Source organism: Flavobacterium flavipigmentatum, assembly GCF_020911905.1.
Classification (GTDB): Bacteria; Bacteroidota; Bacteroidia; order Flavobacteriales; family Flavobacteriaceae; genus Flavobacterium; species Flavobacterium flavipigmentatum.
Genome location: NZ_CP087133.1, coordinates 803715 through 825511 on the forward strand (window position 1 = coordinate 803715; position 21797 = coordinate 825511).

The following is a 21797-nucleotide window of genomic DNA, read 5'->3' on the forward strand; positions in this document are numbered from 1 at the left end:
AGAATTATTTAAAAAAGTAAATTATAGTTTACCTTGATATTTAGAACCGATGTGTTTGATTTCAGTTCTTCTGTTTTGTGCTTTACCTGCAGCAGTTTTATTGCTTGCAACTGGCATAGACTCACCAAAACCTTTAGACTCTAAGTTATCAACATTTACACCTCTTTCGATCAAAGCATTCATAACTGCTGCTGCTCTATCTTCAGAAAGTTTTTGATTCAATTTATCAGAACCATCACTATCAGTGTGACCTTCAATGCTAAATTTAGCATTTGGATAGTTTTTAAGGATAGATCTAATTGCATCTAATCTAGCAAGAGTTTCTTGATCTCCTGTTTTGAAAGTAGCTTTACCTGAGTTAAAGTAAACCGCTCTAGCAGCAACTTTAAGTTCTTCTAAAGCTTCAGAAGTTACTTCTGGACATCCTCTGTTACTAGCTGGACCAGCTACAGTAGGACAATCGTCATCTTTGTCAAGAACACCATCTTTATCAGCGTCTAAGAAAGGACAACCACCATTTTCTCTTGGACCAGCAACTGTAGGACATTTGTCATCTTTATCAGCAACACCGTCACCGTCAGCATCTGGACAACCGTTTAATGCAGCTAAACCAGCAACATCTGGACAAGCATCTTTTGCATCAGCAATTCCGTCTCCGTCAGTATCAGGACATCCGTTTAATGCAGCTAAACCAAATACATCTGGACAAGCATCACTAGCGTCAACGATTCCGTCTCCGTCAGTATCAGGACATCCGTTGAATTGTTTCAAACCAGCAACATCTGGACAAGCATCATCTTTATCGTAGATACCATCTCCGTCAGTATCTTTACCTCCGAATTTGAAAACTAAACCAGCAGTGTGTTGGAATACAGAACGATCTCCTTGACCATCAGCAACAGCCCATTTGTATTTTGTAGCAAGCTCAAGACCAATAGCGTCTGTAAACCAGAAAGTTAAACCAGCACCTGGGTTAACTGTACCAAAGCTCTCGTCTCCGAAGAAAGTATAACCTCCACCAACAGTTAACGAAGGATCAATTACTTTAGATCCTAATAACTCTTGGAAGCTATATCTGATAGTAGCATCAATTCCGTAATACATCAAATCACCAGGATTAGATACTACGTTACCTCTTGAATCCTGACCAGCAGAACCTGGAGCAAAAGTTACCAATTTATCAATTTTGTTTACAGACCCTTGTAAACCTAGAGAGAATCCACTACCTACGTATCTAGACACACCAATGTAAGATAAAGAAGGAAGGATATTCCAGTTGTCTTTTACAGCGAATGGCTGAGAAAAGTGTTGATCAAAGAATCCACTTCCTGCACCAGAACTGGTTCTAGTGTCAACGGCGTTAACCCCAAAAGAGATAGCCCATGGATTGTTACTGTCTTGCGCGTGAGAGCTTAAACCCATCACCATCATTACAGCAACTAAAAGTTTGTTAAGATGTTTCATACTTAATTTTTTTAATTACAATTTAGTTAATTACTAGCAAAAGTAACACCAAATTTTTTAAATTCAAAATGAAATGTTAAAAAAAACCTACAAAAAAGAGACTAAAGTGGTAATTATATAACTTTTAACATTTTTCCAACAAGAACAAAGGCACTTATAGCCTTGTCCAGATGCTCTTTTGTGTGCGCTGCAGAAAGCTGAACCCTAATACGGGCTTTTTCTTTTGGTACCACTGGAAAAAAGAAACCAATAACATAAATACCTTGTTTTAAGAGCTCGCTTGCCATTGTTTGCGACAATTTTGCATCATATAACATAACAGGTACAATAGCCGAATCACCATCGATGATATCAAAACCTGCCTCTTTCATTCCGTTTTTAAAATAATTGGTATTCCATTCTAACTTATCTCTTAAAGAAGTATCTTTTTCTAAAAGCTCAAAAACCTTTATAGAAGCACCAACAATAGCCGGTGCCAAAGAATTCGAGAACAAATAAGGTCTAGAACGTTGACGCAACAATTCGATAATCTCCTTTTTTGCTGTCGTATATCCGCCCATAGCACCACCTAAAGCTTTGCCAAGAGTTCCTGTAATAATATCAACACGGCCCATAACTCCTTTTGCCTCAAGCGTACCTTTACCGGTAGCACCAATAAATCCTGCGGCATGACATTCGTCAACCATGACCATAGCATCATATTTATCGGCCAAATCACATATTTTATCCAACGGAGCTACTAAACCATCCATAGAAAACACACCATCGGTCACAATTAATTTAAATCGGGCTCCTGCTTCATTTGCTTTTATCAATTGCTGTTCAAGATCTTCCATGTTGCTGTTTTCATAGCGATAACGAGCTGCTTTACACAAACGAACTCCATCTATAATAGAAGCATGATTTAAACTGTCCGAAATAATAGCGTCGTTCTCGCCCAGCAATGGTTCAAAAACACCTCCGTTAGCATCAAAAGCAGCTGCGTATAAAATAGTATCTTCTGTACCATAAAAATCTGCAATCTTTTTTTCTAATGTCTTATGAATATCTTGCGTACCACAAATAAAACGCACAGATGACATTCCAAAACCATGCGTATCCATTGCGTCTTTTGCTGCCTGAACAACTTCAGGATGAGAGGAAAGTCCTAAGTAATTATTGGCGCAAAAGTTCAAAACTTTCTCACCAGTTGATATCGTAATCTCTGCATCTTGTGCAGAAGTTATAATACGTTCTTTTTTGAATATTCCGTTTTCTTCAATAGTTTGCAATTCGTTTTGCAAGTAATCTTTTATCTTACCGTACATATTTATACATTTAAAACGTTAAAAATTAACAATTTAGACCATTTACAGCCCTGATAATCCTTTAACATCTGGTTAATTATTTCACAAATTTACTACATCGATTTCTGTTCCTATATACGCCAAAGCATTTTTTAACACTCTGTACCCTAAATCTTCAATAGCAAGTTGATATTCTTGAATTTGCTGCTTGTATTTAACATTAGCAGCACCAGTTTTATAATCCAAAAGATAGGCTTCTTTATTTTTAGTGAAAACTATTCGATCGGGTTTTAAAATTCTCCCTTCTTTTTGAACAATTGTTTGCTCGTTTAATATTTTGCAACTTCCGTCAAAATAAATATTTAGCTCCGCATGATTCACTATTTCCTGAAGTGTATTGTAGACAATTTCTTTTTGATCAAATGTAATTAATCCGTTTTCTAAAGCTTTTACGATCGACAACTCAACATCTGACTTGTCTTTTACGAAAGCCAGAATTTCGTGAATGACATTTCCATACGAAATTGCCTCTTGCTGATGCGTTCCCCACATCAACGCTTCTTTTTGAGCAATTTTAATATTTTTCGGATTTAAAACTTCCGAAACCATCGGAATGGTCATCACCTCATCCAGAGCCGGTACAGACTGAGAAAGTTTCGCTTTATCTCCAAATTCATATTCTAATTTTTCTTCTTCATACACCCCTTCATTTATCAAATATTTTATAAAAAACGAAGCCATATTACTCGCAAACTCTCCGTCTTTCTTTTCTTTCATAGATTGAGAAATAACAAACAGTTGTTCTTCGGCACGAGTCAGAGCCACATACAAAACATTAATATTATCGAGTAATTCTTCTTGTTTTTTTAGATTAAAGACCAGAGACGCATTCTCGCCAAAACCCTCGACAGCAGTACTATTGTCTATCAAAGCTTTTGGAAGTCCCAGATCATCATTTTCGGTATCGAGCCATAACTTATCTTTTGGTTTTCGGCTGTAATCTTCTTCGGCAAAAGGCATGATAACAACAGGAAACTCCAATCCTTTAGACTTATGAATCGTCATGATGCGAATGGCATTTTTGCCTTCCGGCGAAGGAATACTAAATTTAGATCCGTTTTTATCCCAGTACGCCAAAAAATCAGCTATTCCAGCCTGATTGCGAATATCTCTTTCCAAAACAATATCCAGAAAATATTGTACATAAGCATTTCCTTGAGCGGGAAGAAATTTTGAAATGATAATTTCGACCGCTTCGTACAATGATTTTTTACGAATTCCTTCAAAAGAAAGTGAAAGATCCAGCGTTAAAAGCCATTTTTCGAAATCATTTTCCTGCCTCTGAGCCATTCCTTTTGCGATAAAATCATGAATGGGCAAATCAACCGCTTTACTGACCGCCAAAAAATGCAGAAAATTTGCTTTTGCTTCTAAGTCTGCACTATTATTCAAATATTTTAATAAATGAACAATCAGGCGTACTTCAGTAGCATTTTGAATCATCAAAGTTTCTGAGGACAAAAGCGGAATATTTTGCTCTGTGAGATATGTCGCGATTGCGATTCCCTGATCTCTTTTTCGAGTCAAAATCACAATATCTTTGTATTCAAAACCTTCTCGAAGTACTTTCTGAATTGTATTTAATGTTGCCAAAACATACAAATCATTTTTTTCGACAACCTCTTCTTCGTCGGCAACATCATTTTTTTCGATTATCGGAAGAAAAGAAATATTGACATAACCTCCTTTTTTAGCATTTGAATTTTGAAAACTGTGATTTTCGTACAGATCTTTATAATCTTCATTTGAAAATTCGGTCGAAATCAGCTTAAAAAAAGCATTATTAAAATCTATGATCTCGCTGTAGCTGCGATAATTGGTATTTAAATGTCTTATTTCTTTATCAGGATTATTAAACGGATTCGTGTCTTTGCTCAGTTCGATAAACTGTTCTGCTTTTCCGCCACGCCAGCGATAAATAGACTGTTTAGGATCACCAACAATCATCAGAGTGCCTTTGTTGCCCAAATCATCTTGCCCCGAAAGCGCATTATCAATCAGCGGAATTAGGTTTTGCCATTGCATTTCAGACGTATCCTGAAATTCATCAATAAAAAAATGACGGTATCTTTCGCCCAAGCGCTCATAAATAAAAGGCGCTGGCTGATTCTGAATCTCTCGATGAATAATCGCATTAAATTCAGAAATAGACAAAACATTTTGTTCTGACTGAATTTTCGCCAACTCATTACTCACCGTATTTAGCAACGAAAGCGGCGTAATATTTTTTAGAAAAGCCTTGTAAAAATCTCTTTTTTCAAACTTTTTATAAATTTTATCTAAATTATGGAGTAACTCAGGAATTATATTTTCAATTAAAGCTCGGTCTTTGGCGGTTTTATTGATGGCAATATCTTCAAATTCGTGAAAAGTTTTATTTCTAGGATTGAATTTACCGTCTCGAATACTTTCTAAATGATTAGGGAAAGTTCCTCTCGAAAACGACTTCAAATCAATTCCGTTTTTGTCAATTAAATCGAGTAATTCTTCTGCAGCCTGTTGATTTTCTTTTTCTAAATCGGCACAAAGAGCCGACATTTTCTTTTTGACCGCTACAAATTCCTCGATAGAAGTGTGCTGAAAATGCAAAATTTCATTTCGATTATTTTCATTCAAAACCAAACGACCCGTTTCAAGAATCTCACGCGAAACATCCCAACTTTTATCATCATCGGTTTTTTCCATCGTGAAATCTACGAGCAAATTGGTCAGCGTTTCGTCCTGACCCGCTTGTGCAATAATAGCATCAACGGCTTCTATCAATAAATTTTCGGTATCCAAAGTAACCTCAAAAGTCATCGGTAAATTAAGATCATGCGCAAAAGCACGAATAACTTTGTGGGTAAATTTATCGATAGTAGAAATATCAAAAGCAGCATAATTGTGAATAAGATGCTTGATGATATTTTGAGACTTTGTCTTGATTTTAATAATAGAAAGACTTGTTTCTCTGGACAAATCTTCCATTAATTCGATGGCTTTCGCCGAAGGTTCGTCTTTGGCAAATTCAGACAAACTACCAACAATTCGGCTTTTCATCTCATGCACTGCTTTATTAGTAAAAGTTATGGCCAGAATATTCCGATAAGCATCATTTTTAGGCGAAGACAAAATAATTTTAAGGTATTCCTTGACCAAAGTATAAGTCTTTCCAGAACCTGCCGATGCATCGTAAATAGAAAAAGACGGACTTTGCATAAGAGAGGTTTTAGTATTGTAAAAATAGCACTTTAAATATTAAATCCCAATACTACAGAATTCCAAATTCCAATATCTGCATGCTACAAGCGCATCAAATATTGGAATTTGGAATATATATATTTTTTTTGATTTTATAAAAAAACTATGCTGATTTAGGAAATGCTCTTTTATTAAAAACCAACAAGATTCCGACACCTGTAGAAATAGCAATATCGGCAACATTAAAGATCGCGTTAAAGAATGTAAAATGATTTCCTCCCCAGATTGGCAACCAAGATGGCAAGTTTCCTTCCCAAATAGGAAAATAAAACATATCGACTACTAAACCGTGAAACCAAGTTCCGTATGGATTAGGAGAAAAAATGGTCGCTAAATTATTAGAACTGTCATCGAAAATCACTCCATAAAAAACAGAATCAAAAATATTTCCTGCTGCACCGGCCAGAATTAAGGCAACAGCGGTAACCAAATAAGTCGAATGTTTCCTTTTGATCACGTCGTTTAACCAATACGCGATTCCGAAAACAGCAAAAATTCTAAAAACTGTCAAAATTAATTTTCCGTATTGTCCGGGAATTTTAGTTCCCCAAGCCATTCCTTCATTTTCTATAAAATGAATTTTAAACCACTCAAATACCCTATATTCTTCACCTAAAACAAAGTTTGTTTTTACATAAATTTTAGAGAGTTGATCGACTAATAAAACTAAAAATATAAGGAGATATGCTTTTCGTAATGACATTTTATAAATTTTTGATGGGCAAAAGTAACAATTTAATCAAAAAAAACGCCCCATTAGGAGCGTTAATTCTTTTGTAATTAAATGTATTACTATTATTTTTCTTTGAGTAGAAAATTAAAGCTATCTATTTTCGACCAGTTTCTTTGGCGGAGAGAGCGGATCACTGAAAAAATCAGAGATCGATTTAAGTAAACCTTTGCCTTCTTTTGGCTTGTTTACCCGCTTAGCCTTTTCTGTTTTTAACTTTAATCTCAGTTTTTCAAAATCTTTCATTCTAATTTCGATATTAGAATTAACCTCCTTGATTTTCAGTATTTTAGCCATAATTGTAAGTTTTATATGTTAAATAAAAAAATTATTTACAGTTTAACGCTACAATAATACAAAAAATTAATTTATATTTGTTAATAAAATTAACAAATATTGCCTAGAAAATACATTTTTGTTGCCGTAAAGAAGATTTAATCCAATATTTTTAACACATTTACCAAATCTACCAAAAATGAATGACATCAAAACCGTTTTAAATGATTTTTTAATCAATACCAAGACCACTTCTGCACTTATCTTCGACGTTAAAGGAAAATTAATCACCTCATTAGACATTAATTACAGTGATAGTGTAGCCGCTATGAGCGCCGCAATCCTCTCCATGTGCGAAAAATTTCTTTCTGATCTGGAAAAAGGGTCATTAAAACAATTGTACCTAAAAACCACCGAAGGTATTGTGATTGGTAACAAAATTAACACCTCAAACTTTATTGTCGTTTTCTCTGAAAGCTCCAGTAATATTGGCTTATTAATGCATAACACAGAAGAACTTGCTTCTGAACTTGGAAAAAATCCGCTATTAAAATAGATCACCCATATCCATTAACAAATAAATACCAATAACTATGAGTAACGACTTTTTAAATGTGTTTTTATCAGAGATAAAAACCAATGTAAACGGCTTTATTGCTGTTGCTGTAACAGAAATCGAATCTGGATTAAGCTTTGGGAATGCAACAGTAGATCCTAGTTTTGATCCTGAACTTGCGGCGGCGTACAACCTGGAAGTTGTAAAAGCCAAGTTGAATGCTGTAAAAGCTTTAAATCTCAATCAGGATATCGAGGACATTTTGATTACGCTGACGAATCAAATTCATATCATCGATATTTCTCCAAACAAAAAATTCATGATCTATCTTGCCGCAGATTCTGCCAAGGCAAATCTTGGAATGACGAGAGCCGTTCTTAAGAAACACAAATTAGAATTAGAAAAAAATCTGGCATAATTTTATGTACTAAATTAGAACCATTCCTTATCAAAATGGTTCTAATTTAGTATAAAAACACTATAAACAAAAAACGCCCCAAAAAGGAGCGTTGATTTTATCTAAAATTATCGTTGCAAGTTTTTTGCTTCGATACTCATGGTAGCGTGAGGTACAATTTTCAGTCTTTCTTTACCGATCAATTTACCTGTAACTTTACAAATACCGTATGTTTTATTTTCTACACGGAATAAAGCATTTTTTAGGTCGCGAATAAACTTTTCCTGTCTGATAGCCAACTGTGAGTTTGCCTCTTTAGACATTGTTTCGCTTCCTTCTTCAAAAGCTTTAAACGTAGGAGAGGTATCATCTGTCCCATTATTCAAATCATTCATGTAAGCACTTTTTATTAAATCCAGATCGGCTTGTGCTTTTTGTATTTTATTTTGAATTATTTCTTTGAACTCTGCCAAATCAGCATCAGAGTATCTTGTAATTTCATCTATCATTTTCTATTATTTTGAAATTAATATCATTGTTTTAATATCATCAAACTCAATTTCTGTGCCGCTTTCCAGAGCATCTACAAAAACCAAACTATCTGTTAATGTCTCAGACTTAATATAGTCTTCATTTTTTAGAATTGCCTCTTCCAAAAGGCTATTTCGCATTAATTGAACTTTAATTTTATCGGTAACTTCAAATCCAGAATCTTTACGAATGTTTTGAATTCTGTTTACCAATTCTCTTGCGATCCCTTCGTTTTTCAATTCTTCAGAGATAGTGATATCCAGCGCAACTGTAATTCCGTTTGAATTAGCCACCAACCAGCCTTCGATATCCTGCGAAGTTATCTCGACGTCTTCCAGAGATAAAGTTACATTATTTCCAGCAATAACAATATCTAAGGTGCCCTGCTTGTCTAATTGGTCAATCTGCTCTGACGAAAAAGATTGTATTTCTTTGGAAATCAGACCCATATCTTTACCAAAACGTGGCCCTAAAGTCTTAAAATTAGGCTTAATTTGTTTTACCAAAATACCCGAAGCATCATCTAAAAGCACTATTTCTTTGACGTTTACTTCGGCTTTTACAAGCTCTGCAATAGCCTCAATTTCTGCTCTCTGACTCTCGTCAAGTATCGGAATCATTACCTTTTGTAACGGTTGACGCACCTTAATCATTTCCTTTTTACGGAGTGATAAAACCAGTGACGAAATAGTTTGCGCCTTCTGCATTTTGCTTTCTAACGTTTTATTAACAAAGTTTTCGACAAATTTCGGAAACTCAGCCAAGTGAACGCTGGCATATTGCTCAGATCCTGTTGAAATCGTTAAATCGCGGTACAATTTATCCATAAAAAAAGGAGCGATCGGCGCACTTAATTTACTTATGGTCAACAAGCAAGTATACAGCGTTTGATAGGCCGCAATTTTATCCTGGGCATATTCGCCTTTCCAGAAACGACGACGGCACAAACGAACGTACCAGTTGCTCAGATTTTCCTGCACAAAGTCAGAAATAGCTCTTGCCGCTTTTGTTGGCTCGTAATCTTCGTAACATTCATCAACAAACTTTATTAAAGTATGCAATTCAGAGATAATCCATTGGTCGATTTCAGGTCTTTCGTGTAAAGGAATTTCCGCTTCAGCGTATTTAAAACCGTCGATATTGGCATATAATGAAAAGAACGAGTATGTATTGTATAATGTTCCGAAGAATTTACGGCGTACCTCAGCAATTCCCTCCAGATCAAACTTTAAGTTGTCCCAAGGATTTGCGTTCGAGATCATGTACCAACGGGTGGCATCAGGACCGTATTCTTTAATTGTTTCAAAAGGATCCGTTGCGTTTCCTAATCGTTTGGACATTTTTTGTCCGTTTTTATCCAAAACCAAACCATTCGAAACTACATTTTTATAGGCTACTTTATCAAAAACCAAAGTACCGATAGCGTGCAAAGTATAAAACCATCCACGAGTCTGATCAACACCTTCAGCGATAAAATTCGCAGGAAAATCTTTCTTCTCATCAATTTTATCTTTGTTTTCGAAAGGGTAATGCCATTGTGCATAAGGCATCGCACCAGAATCGAACCAAACATCAATCAAATCGCTTTCGCGTTTCATTGGCTGTCCGGAAGCCGAAACCAAAGTAATTTGATCGACTACATTTTTGTGCAAATCAACTAAATCATAGTTAGATTCAGACATGTTTCCAATCTCAAAACCTTTAAACGGATTTTCTTTTTGAAAACCAGCTTCGATAGATTTTTCGATTGCGTTGTATAATTCTTCAACAGAACCAATAAGAACTTCTTCTTTTTTGTCTTCAGTTCTCCAAATTGGCAACGGAATACCCCAATATCTAGAACGAGATAGGTTCCAGTCGTTGGCATTTTTGAGCCAATTTCCAAAACGTCCTTCACCAGTAGACTTAGGTTTCCAATTGATAGTTTCGTTCAGATCGAACATTCTATCTTTTACATCGGTTACTTTAATGAACCAAGAATCTAGCGGATAATACAATAACGGCTCGTCTGTTCTCCAGCTGTGCGGATAACTGTGTACGTATTTTTCAACCTTAAAGGCTTTATTTTCTTCTTTTAATCGAATAGCGATTTCAACGTCTACAGAACGTTCTGGTGCCTTTCCTTCATCATAATATTCGTTTTTTACGTATTTACCCGCAAGGTCACCCAAATGCGAAGTAAATTTCCCTTGTAAATCTACCAAAGGCACTGGTGTTCCGTTTTCGTCTAAAACCAACATCGGCGGAATTTCCGGCTTTGCTTCTTTAGAAACTTTAGCATCATCTGCACCAAAAGTAGGCGCTGTATGTACAATTCCTGTTCCATCTTCTGTGGTTACAAAATCTCCGGCGATTACCCTAAAGGCATTTTCGGCATTTTGATAAGGCAATACGTACTGCAACAATTGCTCGTAACGGATATCAACTAAATCAGCTCCTTTTGCTTCCGCTAAAATTTTATACGGAAGTTGTTTGTCGCCATTTTTTACTTTATCGAAATCAGCATCGTCTTCGCTAGCAAAAAATCCTTTTCCGAATTGTTTTCCAACTAAATTTTTAGCCAGAATAACATTTACAGGTTCAAAAGTATATTGATTGAACGTTTTTACTACAACATAATCGATTTTTGGACCAACGGTCAAAGCTGTGTTCGAAGGCAATGTCCAAGGCGTCGTCGTCCAGGCCAAAATGTGAATATCACCAAATCCTTGTAAAAAGCTTGGCAACGTTTCTGGCAACGTTTTAAATTGTGCTACAATGGTAGTATCTGTAACATCACGGTAAGCGCCTGGCTGGTTAACTTCGTGAGAAGACAATCCTGTTCCCGCTTTAGGAGAATAAGGCTGAATCGTGTATCCTTTATACAATAAACCTTTATCGTAGATTTGTTTTAAAAGCCACCAGACAGACTCCATGTATTTGGGTTTGTAAGTCACATACGGATCTTCCATATCTACCCAATAGCCCATTTTTTCGGTAAGGTCATTCCATACATCAGTATAACGCATTACGGTTTTTTTACACGCTTCGTTATATTCTTCGATAGAAATGGTTTTCCCAATATCTTCTTTTGTAATTCCAAGTTCTTTCTCAGTACCTAACTCAACAGGTAATCCGTGAGTATCCCAACCGGCTTTTCTTTTTACCTGAAAACCTTTTTGAGTTTTATATCTGCAAAAAATATCTTTAATCGCACGTGCCATCACGTGGTGAATTCCCGGTAATCCATTTGCAGAAGGCGGACCTTCAAAAAATACGTAAGGCTCTGCACCTTCGCGAGTGGTTACACTCTTTTCAAATATATTTTCTTTCTTCCAAAAATCAAGTACTTCTGACGCTACTGTTGGCAAGTCAAGTCCTTTGTATTCAGTAAATTTTGTGCTCATTTTATCCTTTTCTAAATCGAGGTGCGAAAGTAAGGAATTTTGAATTATTGTCCATCACTTTATTAAAATTTCACAAACTTTTGTTGAGTTAATAGATCCAAAAACAAAAAAATTGATTAGTTTCTGATATTATTCTCAAAACGCTGAGCAAATAAACCAAAAACTAATCAATTCTAATTATCCTTAATAGGATGATAACAATTATTTAAATCCGCCGAAATAAACTTCCTTCATAAAGATTCTATTTCCAAAAACGGGATTCACTTCTACTTTTTCTCGTACTTCCTGATACAAAGTTTCACCATTAAAATCTTCGATTTCATAATTAATCTTGAACGGAATTTTTCCAGAATTTAAAGCCGCCACAGGACGGTAATCCCCGAAAATCTTGCGCTCGAAAAAACTTTTATTTCCGTTATCGAATTCTGTTTTTTCGGTTGAAACGATATTAAAATTTTCTTTATCGACAAAAACATGGTAATCTGTTTTAGGAATTGTTCTGTTACCCGTGCTTAATGTTTTCTCGAAATAATTCAGATGATAACACAACCTTCCTTCGTACATTTCGTCTTGCATCAATTCAAAATTATTCCATAAATCAAGTCTTAAATCGGTTAGAAAATTAACCAAATCAACATTCTTAACTATGTTGTTATAATCATAAGTCGAAAATTTTGCCCATTTTGCAGTCACACCACTTTCGCGATCGTCATGACTCCATGCTTCGGCTCCATTGACAATCTCATAATAAGTCTCCGGCATTTTTTTCTTTAGAAGATAATTGGTAGTCGTTGCCCATTTTTCTTCTGTTTGAGGTACATTATTTCCTTCTATCGAAAGCTTAGCAAGAAAATGTGCTTTTTCGATATTTTTCAAAGCCTGGCTTCCGCCTAAATTGGCTACAACTTTAGCCAACAAATTAGGATTCAGCTGATACGGAATAGAATCAAGCATATTATTCCTTTGCAGTTTAGACTTTTCTAATTTTGCTTCACGATTTGCTTTTTCCTGCCCCCAATCTGCATCCTGTTGCTCTATTTTTTCAAAAAAAGCCAATCTTTTTTCTTCTTTTTCTTCGGCAATTTTGAGTCCCAATTTTTTAAGATCTGCAAAACGAGTGGTATGACTTCTTATTTTTTTATCAGCAAAGTTGGCATTGTTCAATCTTTTAACAATGGCCGAACCTCTAGAATCTTGTTTGTCGTTTTCGATCAATAAATTGGCATATTGCAACGCTTTTTCTTTATTTTCAAGTAAAAAATACGTTTCTGCCAGATTATTTGTAACAATAAAACGAATGTTTTCATTTGCTGGCGAAAGCGGATATTTGACCAACAAACTTTCTAAATATTGCAAATGAGGCGTTAGCAACTTCTCATCCAGACCTTTCTCCAGAGTTACTTTCTCCATCTGAGCCGTAATTTCATTCTCAAATGCCAACATTTGGTTGTATTCTGAATGTCCTTTTGAAGTTACAAATTCAAACTTTACTTTAGATTCATCTGTATTATAAGCCAATTTATAATTCAGATAGTTCTGGATTCTTTCAACAGAGCTATATATTACATTATCTATTCCTAACTCTGCTGCAGTATAATCATCATCCTTTTCGGCTTGTTCCACTCTTTGATTATTTAAAGCTACAGTAGCTTTCAAACTGCCTTTTTGGTATGATGCTCCAACAATAGATGATTCTATACTATTAAAATCTTGAGAAAGCAAAACCTTATCAGCGCATTTGGCTTCTACTTTTATCCTTACATCGTAATTAGAGTAGACTTGAAACTGCCATCTATTTTCTTTTTTATCAAATGTACTATCAATAGCCGTTGCTTTGTATTTCGGCAATGTAACTGTTAAATAAATCCTTAGTTTTCCGTTTGCAGGATCTTTGATAAAGCCCTCTATATTAAAATATTTTTTCTTTAATACAGTTTCTTCCTGAACCAACTGTTTATCCATTTGATAAAAAGTAGTTTGCGTCAAGACATTATCAAGAACTGGAAATTCTGAGTATCGAATTACAGGTATGTAAAATTTCTTCTTTTTTGAACTTATTTTTTCTTGTGCCTGAATTGAACCAATCACAAGCAAAGCAATTAAGAGTAATGTTTTTTTCATAGGCAAAAAAAAAGCCATCAGAAACTAATTCTGATGGCTCTGGGTTTTTATTTTTTATTAAAAATTTGAATCGATTTATCAGAAACATAAAAAATATTTTGTGTCGCTGGATCTACTTCATAAATAGGTTTGTTATTATTGAAGATAATTTTATCAACCTCAAGTCCATCAGCTTTACTCACTTTTACAAGAATTTTTTCGCCAGTTTCTGCTTTTGCAAAAATATATGAAAAATCTCTGTTTTGCTTCATTGCATTAAAACGAGAATTAAACTTAGCCGCTACAATTCCAAGAGCTGCTGATCCTGCAGCATAGGCTTTTGCCTGATTTTTATTATTTCTGTCACCTTCAATTAAAACATCAGACCTCATGTTACCATTAGAATCACGGTAAGTCATTGTAATTTCTCCAGATTTTAGCGAGCTTACTCCTGAACCAATCCCTAAACCAATACTTCCTGCAATGGCAGCACTTTTCATAAGACGTCTTCCTGTTTCTCCCGGTTGACTGTAAGTCAGGTGGTATTTTACAGTTCCATCCATATTCACACCCATAACCTCAACTGGACCTGCAAGTACAACTCCCCAAGGAAACAATTCGATACTGTTTAATTCTTTCTCTTTTTTGATGTTTACTTTAGCAAAAGGCTCTGGTTTGTCGCTGATACTTGGATCAAATTTGTACAATTTCTCATCGTTATATACTAAGTATGAATTTGTAGCTTCGTCATAAGTAGGCAAAACCGGGCGTTCTTTATCAAAACTGATATTACGTTTCCAAAGTTTAACCCCTGTTTTATAATCTACCATGTTTCCGTAAGTACCTGTAAGATACATTACTTTCTCACCCACTTTTCCTAAGTAATAAATCGGGTCTTCTTTATCATCAGAGATTTCAATAAATTTTTTCCAAAGTTTTTCTCCGTCTTTATTGATCAACATCATTTCGTTTTCGGCAACGTATAAGAAGTCCTGATCAATCGGAATTACTCTTTTCAATCCGTCTCCACGAGCATCTTTTTTCCAGATTTTTTCTCCTGTATTAAGGTCATAAAAGTTAAAACCGCTGTAGTGTGCAACCAATATCTTTGTTCCCCAATCTTCAAGATACACTACTCTTTTTGTTTTGATAGATTCTTTCCAGATACTTTTTCCTGTTTCTGTATTCAAAACATTCAAATATTGTTTTGTAGAAAAAGTCCCTGTATTATTTACCACAACAATGTTTTTATCATTTTGAGTCAAGAAGAATTTCGAATAATCCTCTTCTCCCTTCCAGTTTAATTTACCTGAAGCTCTGTCAAAAGAGTACAATTTACCATATAATAAATAGTAGATTACTGATCCGTGTACTGTAGCAACATTTGTATTTACTGACTCTTTAAAAGAAAAACTAAATAATGATTTTGCTTTATCAACAGTCGTATTCCATTTCAATTCTCCTGTTTGCATATCCAGCAAAGCGATTGCCATATCTCCGTCTTTTTTTAGAGTTAGCAAATACTCGTTGGTTTCAGGAATAAAATCCGATTGTGTTACCCAAAAAGATTCTTTTGACGAATTGTAAACCACTTTACCACTATCCGTATTGATAATGATGTACTTGTTATTGATGTACGCCTCAACATAAGGACTTCCCGGAACGCTTGTTAAAGCACTTTTTTCTTTAAAAAGTTTTCCAAAGTCAGGATCGCTCAAAATATCGGCAGCAGATGTTGTTCCAAAGTCTTCTTTGGTCAATGTCCAGACGATTTTTTTAGTTTCAGGGTCCAAACCTTTTACAGTTCCACCTTCTTTAAAAACAACGATTCCTGTTATTTCATTCTGAACCATGTCTTGTACATTGTTCTCTGTAGTAATTATTTCGTCATATTTTCTCTGAGAAATAGCCGAAACACTTACTAATAAAAGTAAAAAAATCGAAAATGTAATTTTCTTCATAGTAGTTTTTCTTTAAAAAGAATTAATAATTAAGCTGTAGATTTCGTAGCTGAATTTAATCTATTAAAAATAATGATGAACAAAATTTTAATAAAAATTCACTACGCAAATATATAAAAATAGGGTTGAGTTTAAGAAAATATTTCTTTCAAAACTTCTACAGATTTAGGTTTTTTGAATCCATCCAAATGAAAGCTGTAATAATCTATCAGAATTTTCAGTAGCAACTGTCTTTCAACAACATGAAAAACTTTCTGATCGTTATCAAATTTCAAATCCAGTAGTTTTTTAAACAGATTTGTTTCGTGTTCCGTCAGGGCACTACCACTTTGAAAAAGCGTAAAAACACCATCATTCATATCAAAATAAGGCAAATCAAGTTCTGTAACATCGGGATAAAAACCGAGGTATTTGGTAGTTTCGAGTAATAAAATCAAATGAAAATTAGAAATTTCGTCATGATGATCAAGCCACGTCAGGGCAGTTTCTAAAAAAACAAAAAGCGATTCGTTTTTTTCTTCTTCCTGAATGGAGTGATGCAGCATCTCCGAGAGAAACATTACCATCGTACTTTTTACCAGATCGGTATGAATACTCTGAAAAGGAGTCGCAATTTTTATTTCTTTAAAATTTTCTAAAGTGCCTTTGTTTTTATGAACCGCTTCAATCTCAAGAATAGTCAAAGGTTGAAAATAGGCAATCTTTTGGCTCGCTTTTCGACTTGAAAAAGCATCACGAACAAAATAAGATTTCAGTCCGTTGGAGAGCGTAAAACACTTTACAATCAAACTTTTTTCTTGAAATTTTAAGGCCGAAATAACGATTGCTTTGGTTTTGACTTGCAAAATTATTTTTTTTGAAGGTTGAAGTATTTAGATATTAGAATTTTGAAAAACAAAACAAAAGTTACCTAATAATCATCACTTTTTTGACTTTTGTCTCGCTCCCATCCTGTGCGGAAATAAAAATCATATAAACGCCCGAAGCCACTTTATATTTGCCAAAAGCGCTAGTGTCCCACTCAATTGTTCCTCCCTCAGCGGTAGTTTCGTGAACCAAATTTCCTTCGATATCTGTAATTTTTACGTTGGCCTTATCAATTAAACCCGCAATTTTTACCGTTCCTGAAAATCCAGGCCGCACCGGATTTGGATATACATAAACATTGCTCAAGTCATCATTGGCATCTGTAGCAATACCTTTAAACGAAACCATTCCTTTATTGGTGGCGATAAAAACCTCTCCCGTGGCGCTATTAATCTTAATATCATTTACAACATTACTTGGCAACGGCGAATTATTTATGGTAAAATGATATTTGGTTTCCTGACCGTTTGGTGACACCATAAAAACACCGGAATCGGCAGTACCTATCCACTTGTTATTGGCTCCGTCTACTACAATAGCCGTGATAAATTGCTCGTAAAGCAACTCTTGGGCCAGATCTTCCTCAACAATAATAATCGGATTGGCTTTTAATTGATTTTCGCTTTGAAAATTATTTACATTCGACAAAACACGCAAACCTTTTGTCGTCCCTATCCACAGCTGGTTTTTAGTATCCACTGCAACTGCCCTTACATCGGTAGTGGGCAAATTGCCTGCATCGGCTCCAAAAGTCATTTTTTTAAAAGTATTCAGACTTTCGTTAAAACCAATCACACCGTCTTTACTGGTACCAATCCATTTTGTGCTGTTTTTATCAATCGCAATATTCGAAAAATTAGTAGCTTCCGGATTGTCTAGAATGGTACTGATCGGATAAGTTTGCCATTGACCACTGGTTCTTAGCACTTTCAAGCCATTTTTGATTCGGCTATTGGTCACCCAAAGATTTCCCGATTTATCAAAAGCAGTTCCATTAATCCTGACATCAAAATAAGTGGGGCCTTCGGTGGTTAAAGTTTCTAAACCGCTGTTTGTATAATCAAACAAAAAAGTAGGGACATCATTTTCTATCTTTAATAATCCCGAAAAAAAAGAACTAGCATAAACTTGATTTTCATTACTCGGATTGATCACTATTCGCGTTATCGATTTGGCATCGAAAACTTCCTCGTACGGAATATTCAACCATGCCGAATTACTGTATTTGCTAATTCCGTAACTATCCAAATTGTATGGATTGTAAAACAAATCATAATCGCCATAAACAGCCCAAAGCGAATTTGGAGTAACATCTACAGAAAAAATATTGTTTCGAGTTGGCCCCTTTGGCGTGTTATTTTCAAAAACAGAACCTGAGGACAAAGTACCCGAAAACAAACCATTTTCTTTTGTTCCGATATAAATTAAATCGTCAACAAAAGTCGCACAACTAAAATTTAATTTATCACTCAAAACTTGAGTATTCGAAATTTGGCGACTTAAAACCATCTGATTATTATAGACAAAAATTGTATTGGGCGTAGTAATAAACAAGCTATTATTGACCGCACGCATATCTATAGAAGGTTGTTGAAGTTGCAAAAACCCAACAAATGTATTCGAATTATAACGATGAATATTTCCTGTAGTATTGATGGCTATCAATTCTGCATCCAGCGTTTCAATACTCGACCATTCACCATTATTTATGGCGGGCCATTGGCTAAAATCTATTAAATTTGGACTTGTACTATTGGCTCTTCTGATTCCGCTTGAAGTAGCGGCAAAAATAAATCCGTTAAAAAAAGCTGTTTGTTTAACACTTATTTCTACTCCGTTTTCACCTATAAAATACGTATCTCCAAACTGAGAAGTAGTTAAATTAAATTGCACAATTCCAAAATCGCAAGAAACATAAACCAAACCATTATGCTCCATAAAATGATTGATTTTTTTGAGATTTGATGGCAACTGTTTGTTAATTATATCTACCTTTTTGAGTAAAGTTCCATCAGTTTCATTGATCACAATCAGTAGACCGTTTTCGTAACCAACGATTGTTTTTTTGAAAGCTTCGCTGTGGTAAACAGCCGATATCGTTTGTCCCGAAAGTCCCTCGACAGTAGTAGTCGTTGTAAGTAGATTGGAAGTTGCATTTTTTGAGAACAAAGCATTTTCTGAAGCTGCAAAAACTGCTGTTGCACCTTCTGAAATATCTTTAATTTCGTTAAACGAAAAATAACCTTGCCACGACAATTTATTTTGTGCAAAACCAAATTGCAGCAGCATTAAACACACTATATAAAGGAAGCTTCTTTTCATGTTAAACCGATTCGAATAAACAAATATACTACAAACGAAAGTATTTGAATTTTGTTCTGATTCAAATATTTTTTTAAAACAAAAAAGCCTTCCATTTATCTCTTTCGAAATAAAATGAAGGCTTTCTTAAAATGTTATTCAGAAAAATTACACTACACCTTGTGCAAGCATAGCATCAGCAACTTTTACAAATCCGGCAATGTTAGCTCCTTTTACATAGTTTACATAACCATCTTCTCCAGCACCATATTTTTTACATTGATTGTGAATACCAACCATGATGTCTTTTAATCTCAAATCTACTTCTTCGCTCGTCCAGTTAAGGCGAATAGAGTTTTGCGTCATTTCTAATCCAGATGCAGCAACTCCACCAGCATTTGCCGCTTTTCCTGGCGCAAACAATACTTTATTATCCAAAAACAATTTTATTGCGTCTAAAGTCGATGGCATGTTGGCTGCTTCTGTTACACATAAAACACCATTATCAATAAGTTTTTTAGCATCATCACCGTTCAACTCATTTTGAGTAGCACAAGGAATAGCAATATCTACTTTTACTTCCCAAGGGCTTTTTCCTTTATGAAAAACAGCATGTGGGTATTTATCACGATAAGACTCAGCACGGTTATCGCCGCTGGCTCTCATTTCGAGCATAAAATCAATTTTATCTCCTGAGATTCCTTCTTCATCATAAATATATCCATCAGGTCCAGAGATAGTCACTACTTTACCTCCTAATTCATTTATTTTTAAAGCAACACCCCAAGCCACATTTCCGAATCCAGAAACAGCAACTCTTTTTCCTTTGATCTCGTGCCCGATGGTACGCAACATCTGATCTGTAAAATAAACCACTCCGTATCCTGTAGCTTCGGGTCTAATTAATGAACCTCCGTAAGCAATTCCTTTTCCGGTTAAAACTCCGGTAAACTCGTTTCTAATTCTTTTGTATTGACCAAACAAATACCCAATTTCGCGCGCACCTACACCAATATCTCCGGCAGGAACGTCTAAGTCAGGACCAATATGACGGCATAATTCTGTCATAAACGATTGGCAAAAACGCATCACCTCACCATCAGACTTACCTTCAGGATCAAAATCAGATCCTCCTTTTCCACCTCCCATAGGAAGCGTTGTCAAACTATTTTTGAAGACTTGCTCGAAAGCCAAAAATTTCAAAACAGATAAATTTACGGTATGATGAAATCTAATCCCGCCTTTATAAGGTCCGATCGCAGAATTCATCTGAATCCTAAAACCTCTGTTTACTATTATTTCTCCTCTATCATCTACCCACGGAACTCTAAATATTATAGAACGTTCTGGTTCTGCAATTCTAAGAAGTAAGTTTTTTCCATCGTATTTTTTTCGCTCTGCGATAAATGGAATAACCGTTTCTGCAAATTCTCTAACGGCTTGAAGAAATTCTGGCTCGTTTGGATTTTTCGACTCAACAAGAGCCATAAATTCATTTATTTTTTGTTCCATTTTGAAATAAATTATTCAAGTAAATATTTTAATTTTCGTTTCATTAAATAAGAAAAATACTTTTAAGAAAACGTTTTCGTTTTAACACACAAAGATACAGTAAAATGATAATTCAATGTTATTTTTTTTTGTTCTGAAGATCGAATTGTATATTTTTCAATCAATACCAAAAATAGCATTTTACAGTTTAGATTTTACAACAAATTACCATAATTAAAGTTAGCAAATTAAGTCTTTTATCAATTATTTTTCAATACAACTATTTAATATTTTGTATCATAGAGGTTTTTTATATATTTGCATGATTCGAAAGCCCCCAAATGATATGTTGAAAAAAATTGCATTTTCGTTAGTTACTCTTATCGGCTTCTCAACTACATCAATGGCTCAGGGCGGTTTTGCTCATGAAATAGGTGTTATTTTTGGACCCGTAACTTTTCAATCTGATTATGGTGAACGCCATGATTTAGACACAAATCTTGGCAATACAGGATTTGGTATCGGAGTAACTCACTACTTAAACTTTTCTGCTAACAATAATCGTGACCGTTTTTTCTCAGAACACTTTAAAGTTAGGTCAGAATTATCATTCAGCAAAACAAACCTCCAACATTTTGGAGAATGGGTCGAAAAAGATCCTGCAAGACTAGGTGTACAACAGCTTAAAGCGATGCGTGGATCATCAACTGTGTTCAATCTTGGTAGTCAATTAGAATTTTCTCCTTTTATGAAAATTCATGATTTCGAAAACACTATTGGCGCCTTTAGTCCTTATGTAAGTTTAGGATTTTTAGTAAGTTATTACAAATCACATGTAGGATCAGATTTGGGTCAATTAGGCACACCTGATACCACTTTTCCTAAATATTTAACACCGTCAGACGGGCATCAATTTGGTTTTTCAAGCGAAAACGGTGTCGTTTTATCGGCAACTGCGGGTCTTGGAGCTCATTACAAAATAGCCGACATGCATGATATAATGGTCGAAGCTCGTTTCCAGATGTTTAGTTCTGACTGGGTAGACGGATTAAACCCAAACAAAGATATTTATACCGAAAACAAAAACAATGACTGGCAAGTCTGGTTTAACGTAGGATACATTTATTATTTAGAGTTTTAAAAAATTTATA

15 protein-coding genes are annotated in these 21797 nt (G+C 35.0%); 3 read left to right on the plus strand and 12 right to left on the minus strand.

Features of this window, described 5'->3' with window-relative positions; genetic code table 11:
- Positions 1-21 precede the first annotated feature (21 nt).
- The 5 genes from LNP22_RS03880 to LNP22_RS03900 all read right to left on the minus strand — a co-directional run bounded on the left by LNP22_RS03880 (position 22) and on the right by LNP22_RS03900 (position 7077).
- On the minus strand, positions 22-1464 hold the full coding sequence (locus LNP22_RS03880) for an OmpA family protein (RefSeq protein ID WP_210666182.1): 1443 nt from the start codon (positions 1462-1464) through the stop codon (positions 22-24).
- A 113-nt stretch (positions 1465-1577) separates the two neighbouring features.
- Positions 1578-2771, minus strand: a complete 1194-nt coding sequence (gene kbl / locus LNP22_RS03885; RefSeq protein WP_229975420.1) for a glycine C-acetyltransferase — start codon at positions 2769-2771, stop codon at positions 1578-1580.
- An 81-nt stretch (positions 2772-2852) separates the two neighbouring features.
- Complete coding sequence (locus LNP22_RS03890) at positions 2853-6008, minus strand: UvrD-helicase domain-containing protein (RefSeq protein ID WP_229975421.1); 3156 nt, start codon at positions 6006-6008, stop codon at positions 2853-2855.
- 145 nt (positions 6009-6153) lie between these two features.
- A complete protein-coding gene (locus LNP22_RS03895; RefSeq protein ID WP_229975422.1) occupies positions 6154-6753 on the minus strand; it encodes a lipoprotein signal peptidase in 600 nt (199 codons plus the stop codon).
- Positions 6754-6873: 120 nt separating this feature from the next.
- Entirely contained in the window at positions 6874-7077 is a 204-nt protein-coding gene (locus tag LNP22_RS03900) for a hypothetical protein (protein ID WP_229975423.1), read from the minus strand.
- A gap of 178 nt (positions 7078-7255) precedes the next feature.
- Here LNP22_RS03900 and LNP22_RS03905 point away from each other — a divergent pair, with 178 nt between their 5' ends.
- The gene (locus LNP22_RS03905) at positions 7256-7612 is read left to right on the plus strand and encodes a roadblock/LC7 domain-containing protein (RefSeq protein ID WP_210666187.1); all 357 of its coding nucleotides are present in this window, start codon (positions 7256-7258) and stop codon (positions 7610-7612) included.
- A 37-nt stretch (positions 7613-7649) separates the two neighbouring features.
- On the plus strand, positions 7650-8030 hold the full coding sequence (locus tag LNP22_RS03910; protein ID WP_210666188.1) for a hypothetical protein: 381 nt from the start codon (positions 7650-7652) through the stop codon (positions 8028-8030).
- Positions 8031-8137: 107 nt separating this feature from the next.
- On the opposite strand, the gene LNP22_RS03915 is transcribed toward LNP22_RS03910, so the two are convergent.
- The 7 genes from LNP22_RS03915 to gdhA all read right to left on the minus strand — a co-directional run bounded on the left by LNP22_RS03915 (position 8138) and on the right by gdhA (position 20667).
- Positions 8138-8518, minus strand: a complete 381-nt coding sequence (locus LNP22_RS03915; RefSeq protein WP_007807070.1) for a TraR/DksA family transcriptional regulator — start codon at positions 8516-8518, stop codon at positions 8138-8140.
- A gap of 6 nt (positions 8519-8524) precedes the next feature.
- Positions 8525-11926: an isoleucine--tRNA ligase gene (ileS, locus tag LNP22_RS03920; protein ID WP_229975424.1), complete on the minus strand. Its 3402-nt coding sequence runs from the start codon at positions 11924-11926 to the stop codon at positions 8525-8527.
- A gap of 201 nt (positions 11927-12127) precedes the next feature.
- A complete protein-coding gene (locus LNP22_RS03925) occupies positions 12128-14065 on the minus strand; it encodes an Atg14 domain-containing protein (RefSeq protein ID WP_229975425.1) in 1938 nt (645 codons plus the stop codon).
- 29 nt (positions 14066-14094) lie between these two features.
- The gene (locus LNP22_RS03930) at positions 14095-15987 is read right to left on the minus strand and encodes an outer membrane protein assembly factor BamB family protein (protein ID WP_229975426.1); all 1893 of its coding nucleotides are present in this window, start codon (positions 15985-15987) and stop codon (positions 14095-14097) included.
- A gap of 131 nt (positions 15988-16118) precedes the next feature.
- Complete coding sequence (gene recO, locus LNP22_RS03935) at positions 16119-16832, minus strand: DNA repair protein RecO (protein WP_229975427.1); 714 nt, start codon at positions 16830-16832, stop codon at positions 16119-16121.
- A 61-nt stretch (positions 16833-16893) separates the two neighbouring features.
- Positions 16894-19176: a type IX secretion system anionic LPS delivery protein PorZ gene (porZ, locus tag LNP22_RS03940; protein WP_229975428.1), complete on the minus strand. Its 2283-nt coding sequence runs from the start codon at positions 19174-19176 to the stop codon at positions 16894-16896.
- 147 nt (positions 19177-19323) lie between these two features.
- Positions 19324-20667, minus strand: a complete 1344-nt coding sequence (gene gdhA, locus LNP22_RS03945; protein WP_229975429.1) for an NADP-specific glutamate dehydrogenase — start codon at positions 20665-20667, stop codon at positions 19324-19326.
- A gap of 325 nt (positions 20668-20992) precedes the next feature.
- Here gdhA and LNP22_RS03950 point away from each other — a divergent pair, with 325 nt between their 5' ends.
- Entirely contained in the window at positions 20993-21787 is a 795-nt protein-coding gene (locus tag LNP22_RS03950; protein ID WP_229975430.1) for a THC0290_0291 family protein, read from the plus strand.
- Positions 21788-21797: the final 10 nt, after the last annotated feature.